Annotated in this window: 18 protein-coding genes; 13 read left to right on the top strand and 5 right to left on the bottom strand. The window is 71.8% G+C overall.

Going from position 1 to position 19,037, the window contains the following annotated elements:
• Positions 1–64 precede the first annotated feature (64 nt).
• Positions 65–937 (top strand): GNAT family N-acetyltransferase, encoded by an 873-nt coding sequence (locus MJ604_RS03845; RefSeq protein ID WP_243056970.1) that lies wholly within the window; start codon positions 65–67, stop codon positions 935–937.
• On the opposite strand, the gene MJ604_RS03850 is transcribed toward MJ604_RS03845, so the two are convergent.
• The 3 genes from MJ604_RS03850 to MJ604_RS03860 are packed head-to-tail and all read right to left on the bottom strand — an operon-like array spanning position 927 to position 3,598.
• Complete coding sequence (locus tag MJ604_RS03850; RefSeq protein ID WP_243056971.1) at positions 927–1,922, bottom strand: hypothetical protein; 996 nt, start codon at positions 1,920–1,922, stop codon at positions 927–929. The genes MJ604_RS03845 and MJ604_RS03850 overlap by 11 nt on opposite strands.
• On the bottom strand, positions 1,919–2,446 hold the full coding sequence (locus tag MJ604_RS03855) for a SigE family RNA polymerase sigma factor (RefSeq protein ID WP_243056972.1): 528 nt from the start codon (positions 2,444–2,446) through the stop codon (positions 1,919–1,921). The genes MJ604_RS03850 and MJ604_RS03855 overlap by 4 nt, the downstream gene beginning before the upstream one ends.
• Positions 2,447–2,494: 48 nt before the next feature.
• Positions 2,495–3,598, bottom strand: coding sequence for an NAD(P)-dependent alcohol dehydrogenase (locus tag MJ604_RS03860; protein ID WP_243056973.1), 1,104 nt, complete (start codon positions 3,596–3,598; stop codon positions 2,495–2,497).
• A 65-nt stretch (positions 3,599–3,663) separates the two neighbouring features.
• Between MJ604_RS03860 and MJ604_RS03865 the strand changes: the two genes are divergently transcribed.
• Together MJ604_RS03865 and MJ604_RS03870 are read left to right on the top strand one after the other, a co-directional pair.
• Complete coding sequence (locus MJ604_RS03865; RefSeq protein ID WP_243056974.1) at positions 3,664–5,037, top strand: folylpolyglutamate synthase/dihydrofolate synthase family protein; 1,374 nt, start codon at positions 3,664–3,666, stop codon at positions 5,035–5,037.
• Positions 5,034–5,447 (top strand): DUF4233 domain-containing protein, encoded by a 414-nt coding sequence (locus MJ604_RS03870; RefSeq protein ID WP_243056975.1) that lies wholly within the window; start codon positions 5,034–5,036, stop codon positions 5,445–5,447. The genes MJ604_RS03865 and MJ604_RS03870 overlap by 4 nt, the downstream gene beginning before the upstream one ends.
• On the opposite strand, the gene MJ604_RS03875 is transcribed toward MJ604_RS03870, so the two are convergent.
• Positions 5,436–6,761, bottom strand: a complete 1,326-nt coding sequence (locus MJ604_RS03875) for a PLP-dependent aminotransferase family protein (RefSeq protein ID WP_243056976.1) — start codon at positions 6,759–6,761, stop codon at positions 5,436–5,438. The genes MJ604_RS03870 and MJ604_RS03875 overlap by 12 nt on opposite strands.
• A gap of 69 nt (positions 6,762–6,830) precedes the next feature.
• Between MJ604_RS03875 and MJ604_RS03880 the strand changes: the two genes are divergently transcribed.
• From MJ604_RS03880 to rodA, 7 genes are all read left to right on the top strand, one after another.
• The gene (locus MJ604_RS03880; RefSeq protein ID WP_243056977.1) at positions 6,831–7,514 is read left to right on the top strand and encodes a pyridoxamine 5'-phosphate oxidase family protein; all 684 of its coding nucleotides are present in this window, start codon (positions 6,831–6,833) and stop codon (positions 7,512–7,514) included.
• A 9-nt stretch (positions 7,515–7,523) separates the two neighbouring features.
• A complete protein-coding gene (gene ndk, locus MJ604_RS03885; protein ID WP_243056978.1) occupies positions 7,524–7,943 on the top strand; it encodes a nucleoside-diphosphate kinase in 420 nt (139 codons plus the stop codon).
• Between the two features lie 150 nt (positions 7,944–8,093).
• Positions 8,094–9,125, top strand: coding sequence for a rod shape-determining protein (locus MJ604_RS03890; protein WP_243056979.1), 1,032 nt, complete (start codon positions 8,094–8,096; stop codon positions 9,123–9,125).
• Positions 9,122–10,024, top strand: coding sequence for a rod shape-determining protein MreC (gene mreC, locus MJ604_RS03895; protein ID WP_243056980.1), 903 nt, complete (start codon positions 9,122–9,124; stop codon positions 10,022–10,024). The genes MJ604_RS03890 and mreC overlap by 4 nt, the downstream gene beginning before the upstream one ends.
• Positions 10,021–10,524 (top strand): rod shape-determining protein MreD, encoded by a 504-nt coding sequence (gene mreD, locus MJ604_RS03900; RefSeq protein WP_243056981.1) that lies wholly within the window; start codon positions 10,021–10,023, stop codon positions 10,522–10,524. Before mreC ends, mreD begins: the two co-directional genes overlap by 4 nt.
• Positions 10,524–12,623, top strand: coding sequence for a penicillin-binding protein 2 (gene mrdA, locus MJ604_RS03905; protein WP_243056982.1), 2,100 nt, complete (start codon positions 10,524–10,526; stop codon positions 12,621–12,623). Before mreD ends, mrdA begins: the two co-directional genes overlap by 1 nt.
• 1 nt (position 12,624) lies before the next feature.
• Positions 12,625–13,788 (top strand): rod shape-determining protein RodA, encoded by a 1,164-nt coding sequence (rodA, locus tag MJ604_RS03910; protein WP_243056983.1) that lies wholly within the window; start codon positions 12,625–12,627, stop codon positions 13,786–13,788.
• 31 nt (positions 13,789–13,819) lie between these two features.
• Here the strand turns inward: rodA and MJ604_RS03915 are convergent, their stop codons facing one another.
• A complete protein-coding gene (locus MJ604_RS03915; RefSeq protein WP_243056984.1) occupies positions 13,820–14,941 on the bottom strand; it encodes a calcium:proton antiporter in 1,122 nt (373 codons plus the stop codon).
• 91 nt (positions 14,942–15,032) lie between these two features.
• Here MJ604_RS03915 and MJ604_RS03920 point away from each other — a divergent pair, with 91 nt between their 5' ends.
• The 3 genes from MJ604_RS03920 to MJ604_RS03930 all read left to right on the top strand — a co-directional run bounded on the left by MJ604_RS03920 (position 15,033) and on the right by MJ604_RS03930 (position 19,022).
• On the top strand, positions 15,033–16,640 hold the full coding sequence (locus MJ604_RS03920; protein ID WP_243056985.1) for an MDR family MFS transporter: 1,608 nt from the start codon (positions 15,033–15,035) through the stop codon (positions 16,638–16,640).
• A 181-nt stretch (positions 16,641–16,821) separates the two neighbouring features.
• Positions 16,822–16,980 (top strand): hypothetical protein, encoded by a 159-nt coding sequence (locus tag MJ604_RS03925; RefSeq protein ID WP_243056986.1) that lies wholly within the window; start codon positions 16,822–16,824, stop codon positions 16,978–16,980.
• A gap of 86 nt (positions 16,981–17,066) precedes the next feature.
• Entirely contained in the window at positions 17,067–19,022 is a 1,956-nt protein-coding gene (locus MJ604_RS03930; RefSeq protein ID WP_243056987.1) for a TIGR03960 family B12-binding radical SAM protein, read from the top strand.
• The last annotated feature ends 15 nt before the right edge of the window (positions 19,023–19,037 follow it).

Genomic DNA, 19,037 nt, shown 5'->3' on the forward strand with positions numbered 1-19,037 from the left:
GGGTGAACGGCGTTCGCCGGAGAAACCGGTTGTGCGGGGCGGCCCGGGCTGGCTGACTTCCGTCATGTCTCTCGCGTTCGTCGACGATCCGTCCGTGTTCCTCCGAGAAGCCCACGAGTACCTCGTCGCGGACCCGGTGGTGACCACCGTGATCGCGACCGTGACCGCGCGCTACGTGACCGGAAGTGCGTCGGAATCGCCGTACTGCTGGTGGGTGATCGCCCGCGACGACGCCGGCCGGGTGACCGGGGTCGGGATGCGGACCGCGCCGTTCGCTCCGTACCCGCTCTACCTGCTGCCGATGCCCGACGGGGACGCCGTCGCGCTGGCGCGGGCACTGCACGAGCGCGGCGAGGAGGTCGGCGGTGTGAACGGTGCGCTGCCGGCCGCGCGGCTGTGCGCGGAGGAGGCGGCCCGGCTGGCGGGGACGGCCGCCGAGGTCGACGAGCACACGCGGCTGCACGAGCTCGGCGAGCTCGTGGTGCCGCCGTCGCCGCCGGGCCGGCTCCGACTCGCGAGTTGCGACGACGCGGAGCTCTGCCTCGCGTGGTTCCGCGCCTTCGCCGTCGACGCCGCGGAGCAGGCCGGGCGCGAGGGAGCGCACGCGATGGAGGAGTTCTCCCTCGAGATGATCCGGGCTCGCATCGACGACGGCGTGATCTGGCTCTGGGAGGACGAGTCCGGCACGCCGGTGCACCTGACCGGCGCGAACCCACCGGCGAACGGCGTCGTCCGGGTCGGCCCGGTCTACACGCCCAAGGAGCACCGCGGCCGTGGCTACGCCAGCCGCTCGGTGGCGGAGGTGTCCCGGGACCACCTCGACCGGGGCCTGCGCTGCTGCCTGTTCACCGACCAGGCCAACCCGACCTCGAACAAGGTCTACGAGGCGATCGGCTACCGCCCCGTCGTCGACATGGTGAACCTGGTCATCGGGTGAGCCCGCTCACGGTGCCCGCTCCCGGGACCCAGGTGCCGCGGGCGTTCGTGAAGCCGCCCTCGCAACCCAGGTCGAGGTAGGCCGCCTGGTCGCCGGCGTCGTCGGCCAGCACGAGCAGCCGCGGGGTCTCGATCGGCTGGTCGCAGGCACCGCCCAGCGCTTCGCGCAGGTTGGTGGCCATGTCGTCCTTCACGCTCGCGACCTCGCCAGCGGTGAGGGTGGCCTCCTCCGCCCAGGCCCCGTCGCGGTCCGAGACGCAGAGGACGCCGGCGGTCGCCGTCGCCGGGTCGAACGACGCGTTCCAGGTGGAGGGGGCGTCGGCCTCCGTCGCCGGGCAGGCGAGCTCGGGGATCCCGGACTCCTGGCGCTCGAGGTTGCCTGCGAAGGCGGCGAGCACCTGGTCGACGCCGACGTCCCGGCCGGCCACGGACACCGAGCCGCAGACCCGCACGGGACTGCCGATGCTCAGGAGGCCGTCACCCTCCTGGACCTGCAGCACCCACGGCTGGGGCATCACGTTGGCCACCATGCAGAACGACGGGAGCTCGAAGTCGGGCAGCGCCGTCAGGTCCTCGGCGAACGCCCGCGCGGCATCGCCCACCAGTGGCGCGTCGGGCAGTGGCTCCCCGGCGGCGTCGAGGGCAGGGCAGCTGCGGACGGCGTCGAACCCACCGGTGACCGTCGGCAGCGCGCCGTGCTGGGCGAGGTCCTCGGTGTCCTGGGCGACCGTCGGGCAGGGCTCGACCTGCACGGGTGACGGGGGAGCCGGAGTGGCCCGGTCCGGGCCGTCGCCGTCGCCCGCGGAGATGGGGACGGCGACGGCGACGGCCACCACCGAGACAGCGGCCACCGCGACCAGCGCCCGGTCACGGACCCGGGCGGTGCGGCCGCGGCGGACCACTGACGCTGTGCGCGACGTCGGGTCGACGTCGGGGCGATCGGGGGCGGCCTGCTCGAGCAGGTCGCGGAGCCGGGTCTCGTTCACGGCTGGTCTCCTTCGGTCTCGAAGAGCGGCGAGGTGCGCAGGGTGGCGAGGGCGCGGGAGGTCTGGCTCTTGACCGTGCCGACGCTGATGCCCAGGGCCGCGGCGGTCTGCGCCTCGGTCAGGTCGTCGAAGAAGCGCAGGACCACCACGGCGCGCTGGCCGCGGGGGAGCAGCGCGAGGGCGGCGAGGACGTCGCGGCGTACCTCCGGGGACGCCGGCGCTGCCGGGGTGTCGGGCAGGTCGTCGGTCGGGATCTCGCCGTTCCACTTCCGCCGCCACCAGTCGGTGTACGTCGACACCAGCGCGGCGCGCACGTAGGACTCGACGGCCTCGCGGCGCTCGATCCTGTCCCAGCGTCGCCAGGCCTTCACCAGGGCGGTCTGGAGCAGGTCCTCCGCCCGGTGCGGGTCACCGGTGAGCAGGTAGGCGCTGCGCCACAGCGCCGTGGAGCGCGCGGCGACGAACGCCTCGAAGTCCGCCGGTGCGGACGTCGGCTGCTCGGTCACCGTCTGAGCCTCGTTCATGGATCACCCCTTCGTCGGCAATGACGAGGTGGCGACCCACGATGGTTGTCACCAGACGAGGACCGGCTTCACGACCTTCCCCGACAGCACGTCGGCGACCGCCGCGTCGATCTCGGTGAACGGGTACGTCGTCACCAGGTCGGTGACCGGGAACCTGCCCTCGGCGTGCAGCCGCAGCATCCGCGGCACCATCTCGAGCGGGTCGGAGTCGCCCTCGATCGAGCCGCGCACGATCTTGCCGTTCTGGAGGATGTCGATGGCGTCGATCCCGAACTCCGGCTGGTTCATGTCCAGCCCGAGCACGACCAGCGTGCCCTGCACCCGCAGCGACTGGGCCGCCTGCTTGATCACGGCCGGCACCGCGGTCGTCTCGACGCCGTACGCTGCGCCGCCGCCGGTGAGCTCCTTGACCTTGTCGACGACGCTGACGTCGCCGAGCTCGCCCGGGTTCACGCCGATCGCGCCGAGCTTCTCGGCCGCATCGAGGCGACCGGCCTGCAGGTCGACGGCGATGACCGTCTCGACGTCGATGGCCTTCGCCGCGGCGATCGCGGCGAGCCCGACCGCGCCGACGCCGTACACGACGACGCTGTCGCCGGGGCCGGGCTGGGCGACGTTGAGGATCGCGCCGGCGCCGGTCTGGAAGCCGCACCCGAACGGCGCGACCTTGGTGAGGTCGAGGTCCTTGTCGACGACGATCACGCTGCTGTGGTGCACCACGGAGTGGCGCGCGAGCGAGGACTGGCCGAGGAAGTGGCCGTAGACCGGGCCGGTGGCCCGGGCGTACGACGTGGAGCCGTCCATCCGGAAGCCCATGTAGTTGAGCACCATCGCCTGGTCGCAGTAGCCGACCCGGCCCGACGTGCACTTCTCGCAGGTGCGGCACGACGCGATGCTCAGCACGACGTGGTCGCCCACCTCGACGCCGGTGACGTCCGCACCGACCGCCTCGACGACGCCGGCGCCCTCGTGCCCGAACACCCGCGGGAACATCTCGGCCGGCAGCTGCTCGCGCAGCGACAGGTCGGTGTGGCAGATCCCGCTGGCGATGATCCGGACCACGACCTCGTCGGCGCGGGGCCCGTCGACCTCCACCTCCTCGAAGAGAAAGTCCTGCCCGGGTCCATTCACGACGGCGACGGTGGTCCTCATGCGGAGAACCTAGAACTTGTTCCATTTTCTGTCACTGGTTTGTCCATCCCTAGACTCAGGGCACGATGAGCGACGCTCCCGAAGCACCCCGCCTGGCCCAGACCTTCGAGGAGGTCGAGGACGCCCTGCTGTCCCGGTGGCCGGAGACCCGGCTCGAGCCGTCGCTCGACCGGATCCAGGCGTTCACCGAGCTGCTCGGTGACCCGCAGCGCAGCTACCCGGTCATCCACCTGACCGGCACCAACGGCAAGACCTCCACGTCGCGGATGATCGACACGCTGCTGCGCGCGCTCGACCTGCGCACCGGCCGGTTCACCAGCCCGCACGTCGAGCGGATGACCGAGCGGATCTCCGTCGACGGCGAGCCGCTGAGCGACGAGGACTTCGTGCGCGCGTTCAACGACGTGGCGCCGTACACGCACCTGGTGGACGCCGAGCAGGACCACCCGCTGTCGTTCTTCGAGACCGTGGTCGGGATGGCGTACGCCGCGTTCGCGGACGCGCCCGTGGACGTGGCGGTCGTCGAGGTCGGCATGGGCGGGTCGTGGGACGCCACCAACGTGGCCGACGCCGCGGTCGCCGTGGTGCTGCCGGTGTCGGTCGACCACGCGGCGTACCTCGGGGACACGCCGGTCGACATCGCGGTCGAGAAGGCCGGGATCATCAAGCCCGGCTCGGTCGCGGTCCTCGCCCAGCAGGACCCCGCGGTCGCGGCGCTCCTGCTCGAGCGGGCCGCCGAGGTGGGCGCGACCGTCGCCCGCGAGGGCATGGAGTTCGGCGTGGTCTCGCGGGTCCCGGCGGTCGGCGGGCAGGTGGTCTCGCTGCAGGGCCTGCACGCCCGCTACGACGAGGTCTTCCTGCCGCTCTACGGCGCGCACCAGGCGCAGAACGCCGCGGTCGCGCTGGCCGCGGTCGAGGCGTTCGCCGGCGAGCAGCACGCGTTGGACGAGGAGGTCGTCCGCGCCGCGTTCGCGGAGGTGACCTCGCCCGGCCGGCTGGAGATCGTGCGGCGCAGCCCCACGATCGTGCTCGACGCGGCCCACAACCCGCACGGCGCCGAGGCGCTGGGCGCCGCGATCGAGGACTCGTTCACGTTCTCGCCGCTGATCGGCGTGCTCGGCGTGATGGGGGACAAGGACCACGAGGGCCTGCTCACCGCGCTCGAGCCGCACCTCGCGCACCTCGTCTGCACGCAGAACTCCACCGATCGCGCGCTGCCGGCCGAGCAGCTGGCCGAGGTGGCGCGCGAGATCTTCGGCGAGGACCGCGTCTCGGTCACGCCGCGGCTCTCGGACGCGATCGAGGCGGCCGCGACCCTGGCGGAGGCCGGCGAGGCGTTCGGCGACCCGCTCGGGTCCGGCGCGGTGCTCGTCACCGGCTCCGTCGTCACCGTCGGCGAGGCGCGCTCGCTGCTCGTCCGGAGGGAGCGCGAGCGATGAGCGAGCCGACCCGTTCTCCGCGTCGCGGCATGTGCGCCGCGGTGCTCAGTCTCGAGGCGATCACCCTCGGCCTCACCACGCCCGTGATGATCAGCGTCGCCGGCGTCGACACGACGACCGCGCTGTGGGTCGGCCTCGGCCTGACCGTCGCCTGCCTGCTGCTCGCCGGCATGCTCCGCAAGGAGTGGGCCTACAGCCTCGGCTGGGTGATCCAGGGCGCCGCGATCGGCCTCGGCTTCGTGATCCCGCTGATGTTCGTGCTCGGTGGCATCTTCGCGCTGCTGTGGGGCTCCGCCTACTTCCTCGGCATCAAGATCGAGCGCGAGCGGGCGGAGGCGTACGCCGCGTTCGACGCCGCTCAGGAGTCGGGCCAGGAGTCGGGCCAGGAGTCGGGCCAGTCACAGGACTGACGTCACGGCCGCCAGCGCGCGGTCGAGCTCGTCGTCGGTGACCCCGCCGAAGCCGACGACCAGTCCCGTGAGGGTGGCCTCCCGGCAGTAGTCCGACAGCAGGTTGACCTCGAACCCCGCCCGGCGCCCGGCCTCGCGGGCCCGTAGCGCGTCGGCCTGCGGCAGCAGCCAGGTCGAGTACATCCCGGCGAGCGGCCCGGCCAGCTCGGCGTACGGCGAGAGCGCGGCCGCGACCCGGGGCGCCCGGTCGGCGTACACCCGTCGCGCGGTGCGGACGACCTTGTCGACGTACCCGTCGCGCAGCAGGGCGAGGTAGGCGCGCTGCACCGGCCACGGCGCTCCCTCGTGGGTGATCGCGCGGCGGGCGTTGACGCGGTCGAGCAGGTCGGGCGGTGCGACCAGCCAGCCGAGCCGCAGGGACGGGGCGACGGACTTCGCGGCGGTGCCGAGGTAGGCGACCCGCGAGCGGTCGAGGCTGGCCAGCGCGGGCACCGGCGCGACGTCGTAGCGGAACTCGGAGTCGTAGTCGTCCTCGACCACGACCGTCCCGGCGGCCTCGGCCGCGGCGAGCAGCGACACCCGGTCCGAGCCGGGCATCACCCGGCCGAGCGGGTGCTGGTGCGCGGGCGTGACGTACGCCGCGGCGACCCCGGAGAGGTCGGTCACCGGGGCGAGCGCAGGGAGGCTGCGGACCTCGCGGCCCACCCCGCGCACGGTCTCGACGGCGGCGCGGTAGCCCGGGTCCTCGAGCGCGACCGGGCCGGGCCGCAGCACGGTGGCCAGGTGGCGCAGCCCGTCGGTGGTGCCGTTGGTGAGCACCACCTCGTCGGGGTCGACGGCCAGCCCGCGGGTCCGGCCGAGGCGCTCGGCGAGCGCGGCGCGGAGCTCGGGCAGCCCGCGCGGGTCGTCGTACCCCCGCGGCGGGCGGGCGGTCGACACCTCGCGCCAGGCGCGCCGCCAGCCGGCCGCGTGCCGCGGGTCGATCCACGGCGTGCCGGCGTCGAGGCGGACCAGGTCCGGGGGAGCGGGAGCGGCGGCGCGGCGCGGGGCGGCCGGGTGGGCGCCCCCGGTCGCGGCGACGTACGTCCCGGCGCCGCGCCGGGTCTCGAGCCAGCCCTCGGCGAGCAGCTGCTCGTAGGCCTGCTCGGCGACCGATCGGCTCACGCCGAGGTCCGTGGCCAGCGCGCGGCTGCTCGGGAGCCGGTCGCCGCGGGCGAGGGTGCCGGCGACGACGAGCTCGCGGATCCGGCCGGAGAGCTGGGCGGGCAGCGAGCCGGGGGCGGTGCGGTCGAGCACGACCGGGAGCGTCGTCATGGAGTGTCCTGTCGAATCAACGTCGGATTGGCCCGTGCGTACAGGCCACTTCTGCTCGACGATGGTCGCATGACGATCGATCACCGGCTGGCACCCCTGTCTCCGACCGACCGGACCACGATCGGCCGCGGCCGCAACCGGATGGTCGAGGACCGCGCCGAGCTGCACGCGCTCCTCGACGACGCGCTCATCGCGCACCTCGGGGTGAGCCTCGACCGGCACCCGCTGGTGCTGCCGACGGCGTACGCGGTCGACCTCGACGGCCCGGACGAGGACGGCACGCTCTACGTCCACGGCTCGGTCGCGGCCGGCTGGCTGCGGGCGTCGACGGACCGCACGGTGTGCGTGACCGTGACCGAGCTCGACGGCCTGGTCGCCGCGCGGTCGGCGTTCCACCACTCGATGAACTACCGGTCGGCGGTCGTGATCGGCGAGGCCCGGCTGGTCGACGACCCCGACGAGCGGGCGCGCGCCCTGGACCTGATCGTCGACCACATGATCCCCGGCCGCGCGGCCACGTTGCGGGCCAACACCCGCAAGGAGATGGCCGCGACCGCGGTGCTCGCCGTACCGCTGCGCGAGGCGTCGATGAAGGCCCGCGCGTGCGGCCCGGTCGACGACCAGGAGGACATCGACGCGGGCGTCTGGGCCGGGGTCATCCCGGTGCGGCGGGTCTTCGGCGAGGTGGAGCCGGACGTCGACGCACGGGGAGCGGTCCCGGCCGACGTCCTCGCCCGGGCGGGCGCTCGATAGTCTCCGGGCATGACCCAGCGCACGCTCGTCCTGCTCAAGCCCGACGCCGTCCGCCGCGGCCTGGTCGGTGAGGTCGTCCGCCGCATCGAGGCCAAGGGCTACGGCCTGGTGGCGCTCGACCTGCGCGACGCCACGCCCGAGCTGCTCGCCGAGCACTACGCCGAGCACGAGGGCAAGCCGTTCTACCAGCCGCTGGTCGACTTCATGCTGTCCGGCCCGGTCGTGGCGATCGTGCTCGAGGGCGAGCGCTGCATCGAGGGCTTCCGCTCGCTGGCCGGCGCGACCGACCCGACCGTCGCCGCGCCCGGCACCATCCGCGGCGACCTCGGCCGCGACTGGGGCCTGGCCGTCCAGCAGAACCTCGTGCACGGCTCGGACTCCGAGGAGTCGGCCGCCCGCGAGATCGGGATCTGGTTCCCGAACCTCTGAGTCGCCGCTGCCGGGGCCCGCAGTGGCCCCGAGTCGCCGATCTGCGGTGTGACGTGAATTCGCAGGTCGGGCCGCGTGTCCTCCCCGGGGGCCGCGTCCTGTCTTCGTAGCCTGTTGTCACTTCTTCCCCACCTGCAACAAGGCGACGTGATGGCGAACAGCTTCATCGGCCGTGACATGGCCGTCGACCTCGGCACCGCCAACACGCTGGTCTACGTCCGCGGCAAGGGCGTGCTCGTCGACGAGCCCAGCGTGGTGGCGCTCAACGACACCACCGGCGAGATCCTCGCCGTCGGCCACGAGGCCAAGCGGATGATCGGCCGCACGCCCGACCACATCACCGCCATCCGCCCGCTCCAGGACGGCGTGATCGCCGACTTCGAGGCGACCGAGCAGATGCTGCGGTACTTCATCCAGCAGGTGCACCGCCGCCGCTACTTCGCCAAGCCGCGGATGGTGATCTGCGTGCCGAGCGGCATCACCGCGGTCGAGCAGCGCGCGGTCAAGGAGGCCGGCTACCAGGCCGGCGCGCGCCGCGTCTACATCGTCGAGGAGCCGATGGCCGCCGCGATCGGCGCCGGGCTGCCCGTGCACCAGCCGACCGGCAACATGGTCGTCGACGTGGGCGGCGGCACGACCGAGGTCGCGGTCATCTCGCTGGGCGGCATCGTCACCAGCCTGTCCGTGCGGACCGCCGGCGACGACCTCGACCAGGCGATCGTGGCGTGGATGAAGAAGGAGCACTCGCTGATGCTCGGCGAGCGCACCGCCGAGGAGGTCAAGATGACCCTCGGCTCCGCGTTCCCGATGATCGACGAGGTCGAGGCCGAGATCCGCGGCCGCGACATGGTCACCGGCCTGCCCCGCACGGTCACCGTCTCCAGCAGCGACGTACGCCAGGCGCTCGAGGAGCCGCTGCACATGATCGTGGACGCGGTCCGCGCGACCCTCGACCAGACCCCGCCCGAGCTGGCCGGCGACATCATGGACCGCGGCATCGTGCTCACCGGCGGCGGCGCGCTGCTGCGCGGCCTCGACGAGCGGCTGCGCCACGAGACCGGCATGCCCGTGCACGTCGCCCAGGACCCGCTCACCTCCGTCGCCCTCGGCGCCGGCAAGTGCGTCGAGGAGTTCGAGGCGCTCCAGCAGGTGCTGGTCACCGACCTGAGGCGCGGCGCATGACCAAGGAGAAGCGCTGGAGAGGCCCCGGTGGGCCGAAGCAGTCGCCCGGCCTGCTGGTCGCCCTGGTGCTCGCCTGCCTGAGCCTGATGGCCCTCGACTCCACCGCTGACGGCCCCGTCGACGGCGCCCGGCGCGCGGTCGGCGAGGTGTTCGGTCCGGTCGAGGTGGCGACCGCGACCGCGGTCCGCCCGTTCACCGCGGTCCCGGACTGGTTCCGCTCCAAGGACTCGATGCAGGACGACCTCCTCCAGCTGCAGGCCGAGAACTCCCAGCTGCGCTCCGAGGTCGCCACGCAGGACTACGACCGCAACCGGCTCGCGGAGTACGACGGCCTCACCGCCGCGGCCGCCGACCTCGGGTACTCCCTGGTCCCGGCGCGCGTCGTCGGGCTCGGCCCGTCGCAGTCGTTCTCCCACACGGTCACGATCGACGCCGGCTCCGACGCCGGGCTGCGACCCGACCTCACCGTGATCAACAACGACGGCCTGGTCGGCCGCGTCCTGCGGGTCACCCGCAGCACCGCGACCGTGCTGCTGATCATCGACACCGACTCGGTCGTCGGCGGTCGCGTCGGCGAGAGCATGGAGGTCGGTCTCCTGCACGGCCGCGGCGACCTCGGCAACGACGGCCGCCTGGACCTCGAGCTCTTCGACGACACCGCCGTACCGTCCAAGCACGACACCGTGGTCACGTGGGGGAGCGAGGCGGCCGGACCGTACGTCTCCGGCGTCCCGGTCGGCCGCGTCACCAGTGTCTACAGCAGCCTGCGCGAGACCTCGCAGCGCGCGGTGATCGAGCCGTTCGTCGACTTCGGCTCGCTCGACCTGGTCGGCGTGGTCGTGGCGTCCGGCACCGACAGCGACCGGTCCGTCATCGACGCCGACGGGACGCTGCGATGAGGGCCCTCGCCGCGGCCGCCGCGATCGTGGTCGCGCTGGCGCTCCAGGTCTCGGTGTTCTCGCACTTCTCCTGGGCCGGGGTCGTCCCGAACCTGTGCCTGCTCGTCGTGGTCGCCGCGGCGCTGACCCGCGGCTCGCACTTCGCGGCCGTCCTCGGCTTCGTCGCCGGCGTCTCGCTCGACCTCGCCCCGCCGGCCGACCACGTCGCCGGCCGCTGGGCGCTCGCGCTGGTGATCGTCGGGTACGTCGCCGGCCGCGTCCGCCGCGACGCGCCCCCGACCGCCAGCACCGTGGTCGCGACCGTCGCCGCCGCCTCCTTCGTCGGTACGTCGGTGTTCGCGCTGACCGGCATGGTGCTCGACGACGCCGCCCTCGGCGTCCCCGACCTGCTGCAGGTCATCGGCGTCTCGGTCGTCCTCGACGTGCTGCTCACGCCGTTCGTGCTCCCGCCGGTGATGGGGATGTTCCGGCGGCTCGAACCCGACCGCGCGCTCGCCTGATGGCTCCCCAGAGATTTGCAGGGCGCACCGGTCGGCTGCGCCTGGTGGTCATCCAGGCGCTGGTGTTCTCGCTGTTCGCGACCCTGTTCGCCCGGCTCTACTTCCTGCAGGTCGTCGACGGCGCCGAGTACCACGCCCAGGCCACGTCGCAGTCGGTGCGCGAGGTCGTGGTGCAGCCCCAGCGCGGGCTGATCGTCGACGACCAGGGCCGGCCGCTGGTCGCCAACCGGCTGTCCTGGGTGGTCGCGGTCGACCGCACGATGCTCGGCAAGATGACCGAGCGCCAGCAGGAGATCCTGCTCGAGCGGGTCGGCGGCGTCGTCGACGTGAAGGTCGCGCGCATCCACCACCAGCTGAACAACTGGAACGGCTCGCCGTACCAGCCGGTCCCGATCGCCTCCGACGTCCCGCAGCGGGTCGCGCTGCGGCTCCTCGAGCAGCCCGAGGACTACCCGGGCATCGTCGTCGACCAGCAGAGCGTGCGCGCCTACCCGGAGCCGTACGGCGTGAACCTCGCGCACGTGCTCGGCTACCTCAGCCCGATCACCGAGGGCGAGCTCGACCAGGCGAAGGATCGCGAGGACCAGTCGGTCAACGGCGCCTCGGCGGTCGGCCGCGCCGGCGTCGAGAAGCAGTACGACAAGTGGCTGCGCGGCATGCCGGGCTACAAGAACGTCGCGGTCGACTCGATGGGCCGCGTGCTCGGGGACGACTCCGAGGTCGCGGGCGAGCCCGGCGACACGCTCGTCACCAGCATCGACGCCAAGGTGCAGTCGGTCGTCGAGCAGCAGCTGCTGGAGCGGATGCGCTACCAGCGCACCCAGCGGGACCCGGTCACCGGTCGCAACTACGTCGCCGACTCGGGCGCCGCGATCGTGATGGAGGCCGACACCGGCCGGATCGTCGCGATGGCCAGCCAGCCGACGTACGACCCCGGCGTCTGGGTCGGCGGGATCAGCAGCAAGCAGCTCGAGCGGCTGTACTCCGACAAGGCCGGTACGCCGCTGCTGGGTCGCGCGACCCAGGGCCAGTTCGCGCCCGGCTCGACGTGGAAGCCGTTCATGACCGCCGGTGCCCTCACCCACGGCTACTCGACCGACACGCAGCTCAACTGCTCCTCGGCGCTGCGGGTCGGCAACCGCGACTTCAAGAACTACGAGTCGGGCGCCTACGGCTACATCGGCTTCGCGCAGGCGCTCGAGGTCTCCTGCAACACCTTCTTCTACCGGATCGGCCTGGACTACTGGCAGCGCTACGGCTCGGACGTCGCCGACGTGCACGCCAAGGACCCGCTGGTCTCCGAGGCCAAGGAGTTCGGCTTCGGCCAGGAGACCGGCATCGACCTGCCGGGCGAGGCGTCCGGACGGATCGCGGACCGGCAGTGGAAGCGCGACTACTACGAGTCGATGAAGGGCTACTACTGCAAGATCGCGAACAAGCCGCAGGACGCCGACACCAGCGACTTCGTCTACCTCTTCTCCCGTGAGTTCTGCGCGGAGGGCTACGCCTACCGCGCCGGTGACGCGGTGAACTTCGCGATCGGCCAGGGCGACACGCTGGTCACGCCGCTCCAGCTGGCCCGCGCGTACGCCGCGATCGCCAACGGCGGCACGCTCTACGCGCCGCGCATCGCCAAGGCGATCGTCAGCCCGGAGGGCGACGTCGTGCGCCGGATCGCTCCGAAGCCGGTGGGCACCGTCGACGTCCCCGAGCAGACGCTGGGCTACATCGACTCCGCGCTGAAGGGCGTCGCGGCGAACCCGCACGGCACGATGAACTGGAAGCTGCAGGAGTTCCCGCTGGACCAGGTCGTCATCCGCGCGAAGACCGGCTCGGCCGAGGTGCACGGCAAGCAGACCACCGGCTGGGTCGCCTCCTACACCGACGACTACGTCGTCGTGATGATGATCAGCCAGGGCGGGACCGGGTCCGGCTCGGTCGGCGAGGGGATCCGGAAGGTCTGGGAGACCTTGTACGGCATCGACGGCATGGACGTGAACCCGAGCCGTGCGGCGATCCCCGGCGTCACCCCGCCCGAGCGGCTCCCGACGTTCATGCAGGACGGCACCATTCTCCCTCCGGCCCGAGAAGAGGACTGACGTGCTCACGAAGCCCCGCCTCGACTGGGTCCTGATGCTGGCCGTGCTCGGCCTGGTCACCCTCGGCAGCGTGCTGGTGTGGTCGGCGACCACGCAGCGCGCCGACCTCACCGGCGGTGACCCCACGGCGTACCTCAAGAAGCAGCTGGTCAACGTCGCGATCGGCCTGGTGTTGATGGTGCTGGTGCTCGCCACCGACCACCGGTGGGTGCGGATCATGGCGCCGCTCGTCTACATCGCCTCGGTCGCCGGGCTCGTGCTCGTGCTGACGATGGGCACGGTCGTCAACGGCTCACGGTCGTGGCTGATGATCGGCGGGATGTCGATCCAGCCGTCGGAGTTCGCGAAGCTGGCCGTGGTGATCGGGATGGCGCTGTGGGTCGCCGAGCGCCACGACGTCCGCCGCGGGCGCCCCGGTGGCGCCCTGGGCGACGTCGCCGGCATGCTCGCGATCGCCGGCCTGCCGGCAGGGCTGATCCTGCTGCAGCCGGACCTCGGCACCATGCTCGTGCTCTCGGCCACGGTCTTCGGCGTGATCGCGGTCTCCGGCGCCCCGCGGCGCTGGCTCGCGCTGCTCGCCGGGGGAGCGGTCACCGCCGCCGTGGCCGCGATCGCCGCGGGCGTGCTGAAGCAGTACCAGGTCGACCGGTTCCTGGCGTTCACGAACCCCGACCTCGACCCGCGCGGCGCCGGCTACAACGTCGAGCAGGCCCGGATCGCGGTCGGCAACGGCGGGCTGTTCGGGCAGGGCCTGTTCGACGGCTCCCAGACCCGCGCCGGCTTCGTTCCCGAGCAGCACACGGACTTCGTGTTCACGGTCGCGGGCGAGGAGCTCGGCCTGGTCGGCGCGGGTGTCCTCATCGCCCTGCTCGGCCTGGTGATCTGGCGGGCGCTGCGGATCGCCGCGCGCACCGACGACGTGTTCGGCCGGCTGGCCGCGGCCGGCATCGCCTGCTGGTTCGGCTTCCAGGCGTTCCAGAACGTCGGGATGTGCCTCGGGATCATGCCGGTGACCGGCGTACCGCTGCCGTTCGTGTCGTACGGCGGCAGCTCGATGTTCGCGGGCATGCTCGCGATCGGGCTGCTGCAGAACATCCACCTGCGCTCGAACGCCACGGTCCCGACGCGCTACACGATGCCGAACCGGGTCCTCGTCAGGGCCTGATCGTCAGGGCCTGATCGCCAGGGCCTGATCTCTAGGGTTTGATCGCCAGGAACACGAAGGACGCCATCAGCACGAGGTGCACCGATCCCTGGAGCGTCTTGGACCGGCCGGGCACCACGGTCAGCACGGCCACGATCACCGAGACCATCAGCAGCACCATCTGGGTCGGTTCGAGGCCGAGCACGAGCGGGCCCTCCAGCCAGATCGAGGCGACCGCGATCGCCGGGATCGTGAGGCCGATGCTCGCCATCGCCGAGCCGTAGGCGAGGTTGAGGCTGATCTGCACGCGGTTGCGCGCCGCCGCCCGGGCGGCCGCGATCGACTCGGGCAGCAGCACCAGGAGCGCGATCACGACACCGACGAACGAGTGCGGGAACCCGATCGCGTCCACGGCGTCCTCGATCGGGTACGACTCCACCTTGGCCAGGCCCACCACCGCGACGAGGCCGAGCAGGAGCAGGAACAGGCTGGACAGCGCGGCCCGGTTGCTCGGCGGGTCGGCGTGGCCGTCGCCGTCCTCGTCCACCGGCCAGTCGACCTGTCCGTCCTGAGCAGCGTCGCCGGCCTCGACCGGCAGGAAGAAGTCCCGGTGCTTGACGGTCTGGGTGAAGACGAAGATCCCGTAGAGCGCCAGCGACGCGATCGCGGCGTACGTGAGCTGCGCGCCGGAGAACTCCGGCCCCGGGGTGCTCGTGGTGAACCGCGGCAGCACCAGCGTCAGCGCCGCGAGCGCGACGACGGTCATCAGGGCGGCGCCGGTGCCCTCGGGGTTGAAGACCGCCATCCGGTACTTCACGGCGCCGATGACCAGCGAGAGCCCCACGATGCCGTTGATCGTGATCATCACGGCCGCGAACACCGTGTCGCGCGCGAGCGCCGACGTGTCGCTGCCGCTCAGCATCAGCGTCACGATCAGGGCGACCTCGATGACCGTCACGGCGACGGCGAGCAGCAGCGAGCCGAACGGCTCGCCGACCCGGTGCGCGACGACCTCGGCGTGGTGCACCGCGGAGAGCACGGCGCCAATGAGGAAGATGCCGATCCCGACGGCCGCGACCGTGCCGGGGTGACTGCCCCAGACGAAGACGAGCACGAGGATCGCCGAGGGCGGCGCGATGGTCGTCCAGTCCAGGCGGCGTCCCAGGATGCTCATGACGGGAACCCTACGGACTCGGCCAGGGAGTGGCCGCCATCACAACGAACTCGTTGTCTGGGACAACCTTCCCGGCCCTAGGCTGACCGCGATGAGCGAGAACAGCCACTCGGGCGAGTACACCCACCGGCAGATCCTGACGATCCTCTCCGGGCTGATGATGGGCATGTTCCTCGGCGCCCTCGACCAGACGATCGTGAGCACGTCGATCCGCACGATCGCCGACGACCTGGGTGGGCTCTCGGTGCAGGCGTGGGTGACCACGGCGTACCTGATCACCTCGACGATCACGACGCCGATCTACGGCAAGCTCGGCGACAACTACGGTCGCAAGAAGCTGTTCATGTTCGCGATCACGGTGTTCATCATCGGCTCCGCGCTGTGCTCGTTCGCGACCTCGATGTACCAGCTCGCGGCGTTCCGCGCGTTCCAGGGACTCGGCGCGGGCGGCCTCTTCACGCTGGTGCTCGCGATCATCGGCGACATCGTGTCGCCGCGCGAGCGGGCCCGCTACACCGGCTACTTCATGGCCATGTTCGGTACGTCGAGCGTGCTGGGGCCGCTGATCGGCGGGTTCTTCGCCGGCCAGGCGGTGATCCTCGGAATCGACGGCTGGCGCTGGGTCTTCCTCGTGAACGTCCCGATCGGCATCGCCGCGCTCGCGGTCGTCTACCGCACCCTGCACATCCACCACACGCCGCGGCACATCCGCATCGACTGGTGGGGCGCGATCTCCCTCGTCGTCTGCCTGGTGCCGCTGCTGACCGTCGCCGAGCAGGGCCGGCAGTGGGGCTGGGACTCGCCGCGCTCCCTGGCCTGCTACGTCATCGGGGCGATCGGCCTCGTCGCCTTCCTGCTCGCCGAGCGGGCGATGGGCGCCGCGGCGCTGATCCCGCTGCGGATCTTCCGGCTCCGGCCGGCCGCGGTCACGATCGCGGCGAGCGTGCTCGTCGGGGTCGCGATGTTCGGCGGCATCATGCTGATCCCTCAGTACATGCAGATCGTGCACGGCGCCTCGCCCACCGAGGCCGGCCTGCTGATGCTGCCGATGGTCGTCGGCATGATGGTCGGCTCGATCGGCTCCGGCCAGGTCATCTCCCGCACGGGCCACATCCGCTGGTTCCCGATCGTGGGCTCGGCGGTCATGGTCGTCGGCCTGCTGCTGCTCTCGCGCTGCGGCGCCGACACGCCGATGATCTGGGTCAGCCTGTCGATGCTGGTGCTCGGCCTCGGCCTGGGCAACTGCCTGCAGCCGATCCTGCTGATCGTGCAGAGCTCGGTGCCGCCGACCGAGATCGGCGTGGCCACCAGCTCGGCCACGTTCTTCCGGCAGATCGGCGGCACCCTCGGTGTCGCGGTCTTCCTGTCCGTGCTGTTCAGCACCCTCGGCGGCAACGTCCAGGACGAGCTCGTGACCGCGTCCCAGACGCCGGAGTGGCAGCAGGCCGTCGCCGAGGGACATGTGTTCGACCCCTCGACGATCGCGCAGGTCCAGGACGACTCCTCGTTCATCGAGGAGCTGCCGCCGGTGTTCGCACATCCGTTCCAGGTCGGCTTCGCCGAGTCGATGGACCTGGTCTTCCTGATCGCCGCGGGGGTGGGCGTGATCGCGTTCCTGATCCTGCTGCTGCTCCCACCCGTGGAGCTCAGGGCGACCTCGGCGAGCGTCGCGGCGCGCGCCGAGGCCGACGCCTCCTAGTGCCCTGAATCGCAGGTCCGTGTGCGCTTCGCGCACACATGGCACGCACCTCGCTGCGTTGCCGTCGCTCGGTGATGAGCCAACAGCGCCGTCACTCCGGCGCCTTGCGATGCCCACACCCTGAGCACGCACAACGCGCATGGACCTCCGACCCAGGACACAGATCTGTTTGGATGGACCCATGACCGACCGCGAGATCGAGCCGGACATCGCCGACGCCGTCCACGGGGTGGCCAACCGCTACGGCGCCGCCGGCCTGGAGGACCTCATCGTCCTCGCCCAGGAGGAGCTGGTGATCGCCCGCCAGGCGCTCGAGGAGCTCGCGCCCGACGCCGACTGACGGTTCGCTCCGTCGCGGCGGTGGGTCGTACCCTTGGTGGTTGTTCCTTCCCCGAGAACGACCAAGCCCCTTTGCGAGGTAGTTGCATGTCCGCGCCTGCGAGCGTCTTCCCGCTCCTGGAGCCCCGGCTCCAGTCGGTCTCCAAGCCGATCCAGTACGTCGGCGGGGAGCTGAACTCGACCGTCAAGGACTGGGACTGCGCCCCCGAGGGGGAGACCGTCCGCTGGGCGCTGATGTACCCGGACGCGTACGAGGTCGGCCTGCCCAACCAGGGCGTGCAGATCCTCTACGAGGTGCTCAACGAGCGCGACTGGATCGTCGCCGAGCGCACCTATGCCGTGTGGCCCGACATGGAGCAGCTGCTGCGCGACGAGTCGATCCCGCAGTTCACCGTCGACTCCCACCGCCCGGTGCGCGCGTTCGACGTCTTCGGCCTGAGCTTCTCGACCGAGCTCGGCTACACCAACATGCTCAACGCCCTCGACCTCGCCGGCATCCCGATCCACGCCGCCGACCGCACCGACGAGGACCCGATCGTGCTCGCGGGCGGCCACGCCGCGTTCAACCCCGAGCCGATCGCCGACTTCCTCGACGCCGCGGTGCTCGGTGACGGCGAGGAGGTCGTGCTCGCGATCTCCGAGGTCGTCCGCGACTGGAAGGCCGAGGGCCGCCCCGGCGGTCGCGACGAGGTGCTGCGCCGGCTCGCGGTCAGCGGCAACATCTACGTCCCACGCTTCTACGACGTCACGTACGCCGCCGACGGCGCCATCGAGGCCGTCGTGCCGAACCGTCCGGGCATCCCGTTCCGGGTCCGCAAGCACACGCTGATGGACCTCGACGCGTGGCCGTACCCCGCCAAGCCGCTGGTCCCGCTCGCCGAGACCGTGCACGAGCGCTTCTCCGTCGAGATCTTCCGCGGCTGCACCCGCGGCTGCCGGTTCTGCCAGGCCGGGATGATCACCCGCCCGGTGCGCGAGCGGTCCATCGAGACCATCGGCGACATGGTCGAGAACGGCATCCGCAAGTCCGGCTTCGAGGAGGTCGGCCTGCTGTCGCTGTCGAGCGCCGACCACACCGAGATCGGCGAGGTGGCCAAGGGCCTGGCCGACCGCTACGACGGTTCGAACGTCTCCCTGAGCCTGCCGTCGACCCGCGTCGACGCCTTCAACATCACCCTCGCCAACGAGTTCTCCCGCAACGGCCGGCGCTCCGGCCTGACGTTCGCCCCCGAGGGCGGCTCCGAGCGGATGCGGAAGGTGATCAACAAGATGGTCACCGAGGAGGACCTGATCCGCACCGTGGCGACGGCGTACTCCCACGGCTGGCGCCAGGTGAAGCTCTACTTCATGGTCGGGCTGCCGACCGAGACCGACGAGGACGTCCTCCAGGTCGCCGACCTCGCGAGGAAGGTCATCGCCAAGGGCCGCGAGGTCTCCGGGCGCAACGACATCCGCTGCACCGTCTCGATCGGCGGGTTCGTCCCCAAGCCGCACACCCCGTTCCAGTGGGCCGCGCAGCTCGACCACGAGACCACCGACGACCGGCTCAAGAAGCTGCGCGACACCGTGCGCGACGACAAGAAGTACGGCCGCGCGATCGGCTTCCGCTACCACGACGGCAAGCCCGGCATCATCGAGGGACTGCTCTCGCGCGGTGACCGCCGCGTCGGCCGGGTCATCGAGCAGGTGTGGCGCGACGGCGGCCGGTTCGACGGCTGGAGCGAGCACTTCTCCTACGACCGTTGGGTCACGGCGAGCGAGACCGCGCTGGACGGCACCGGCGTCGACCTCGGCTGGTACACCACCCGCGAGCGGGAGTACGACGAGGTGCTGCCGTGGGACCACCTCGACTCCGGGCTCGACAAGGACTGGCTGTGGGCCGACTGGGAGGACGCCCTCGCGGTCGGTGACGGCACCTCCGACGTCGAGGTCGAGGACTGCCGCTGGACGCCCTGCTACGACTGCGGTGTGTGCCCGGAGATGGGCACCGAGATCCAGATCGGCCCGACCGGCCGGCAGCTGCTCCCACTCAGCGTCGTCTGATCACCCGATCCGGGG

It is taken from the genome of Nocardioides sp. SR21, assembly GCF_022761125.1.
In the GTDB taxonomy this organism is placed as follows: domain Bacteria; phylum Actinomycetota; class Actinomycetes; order Propionibacteriales; family Nocardioidaceae; genus Nocardioides.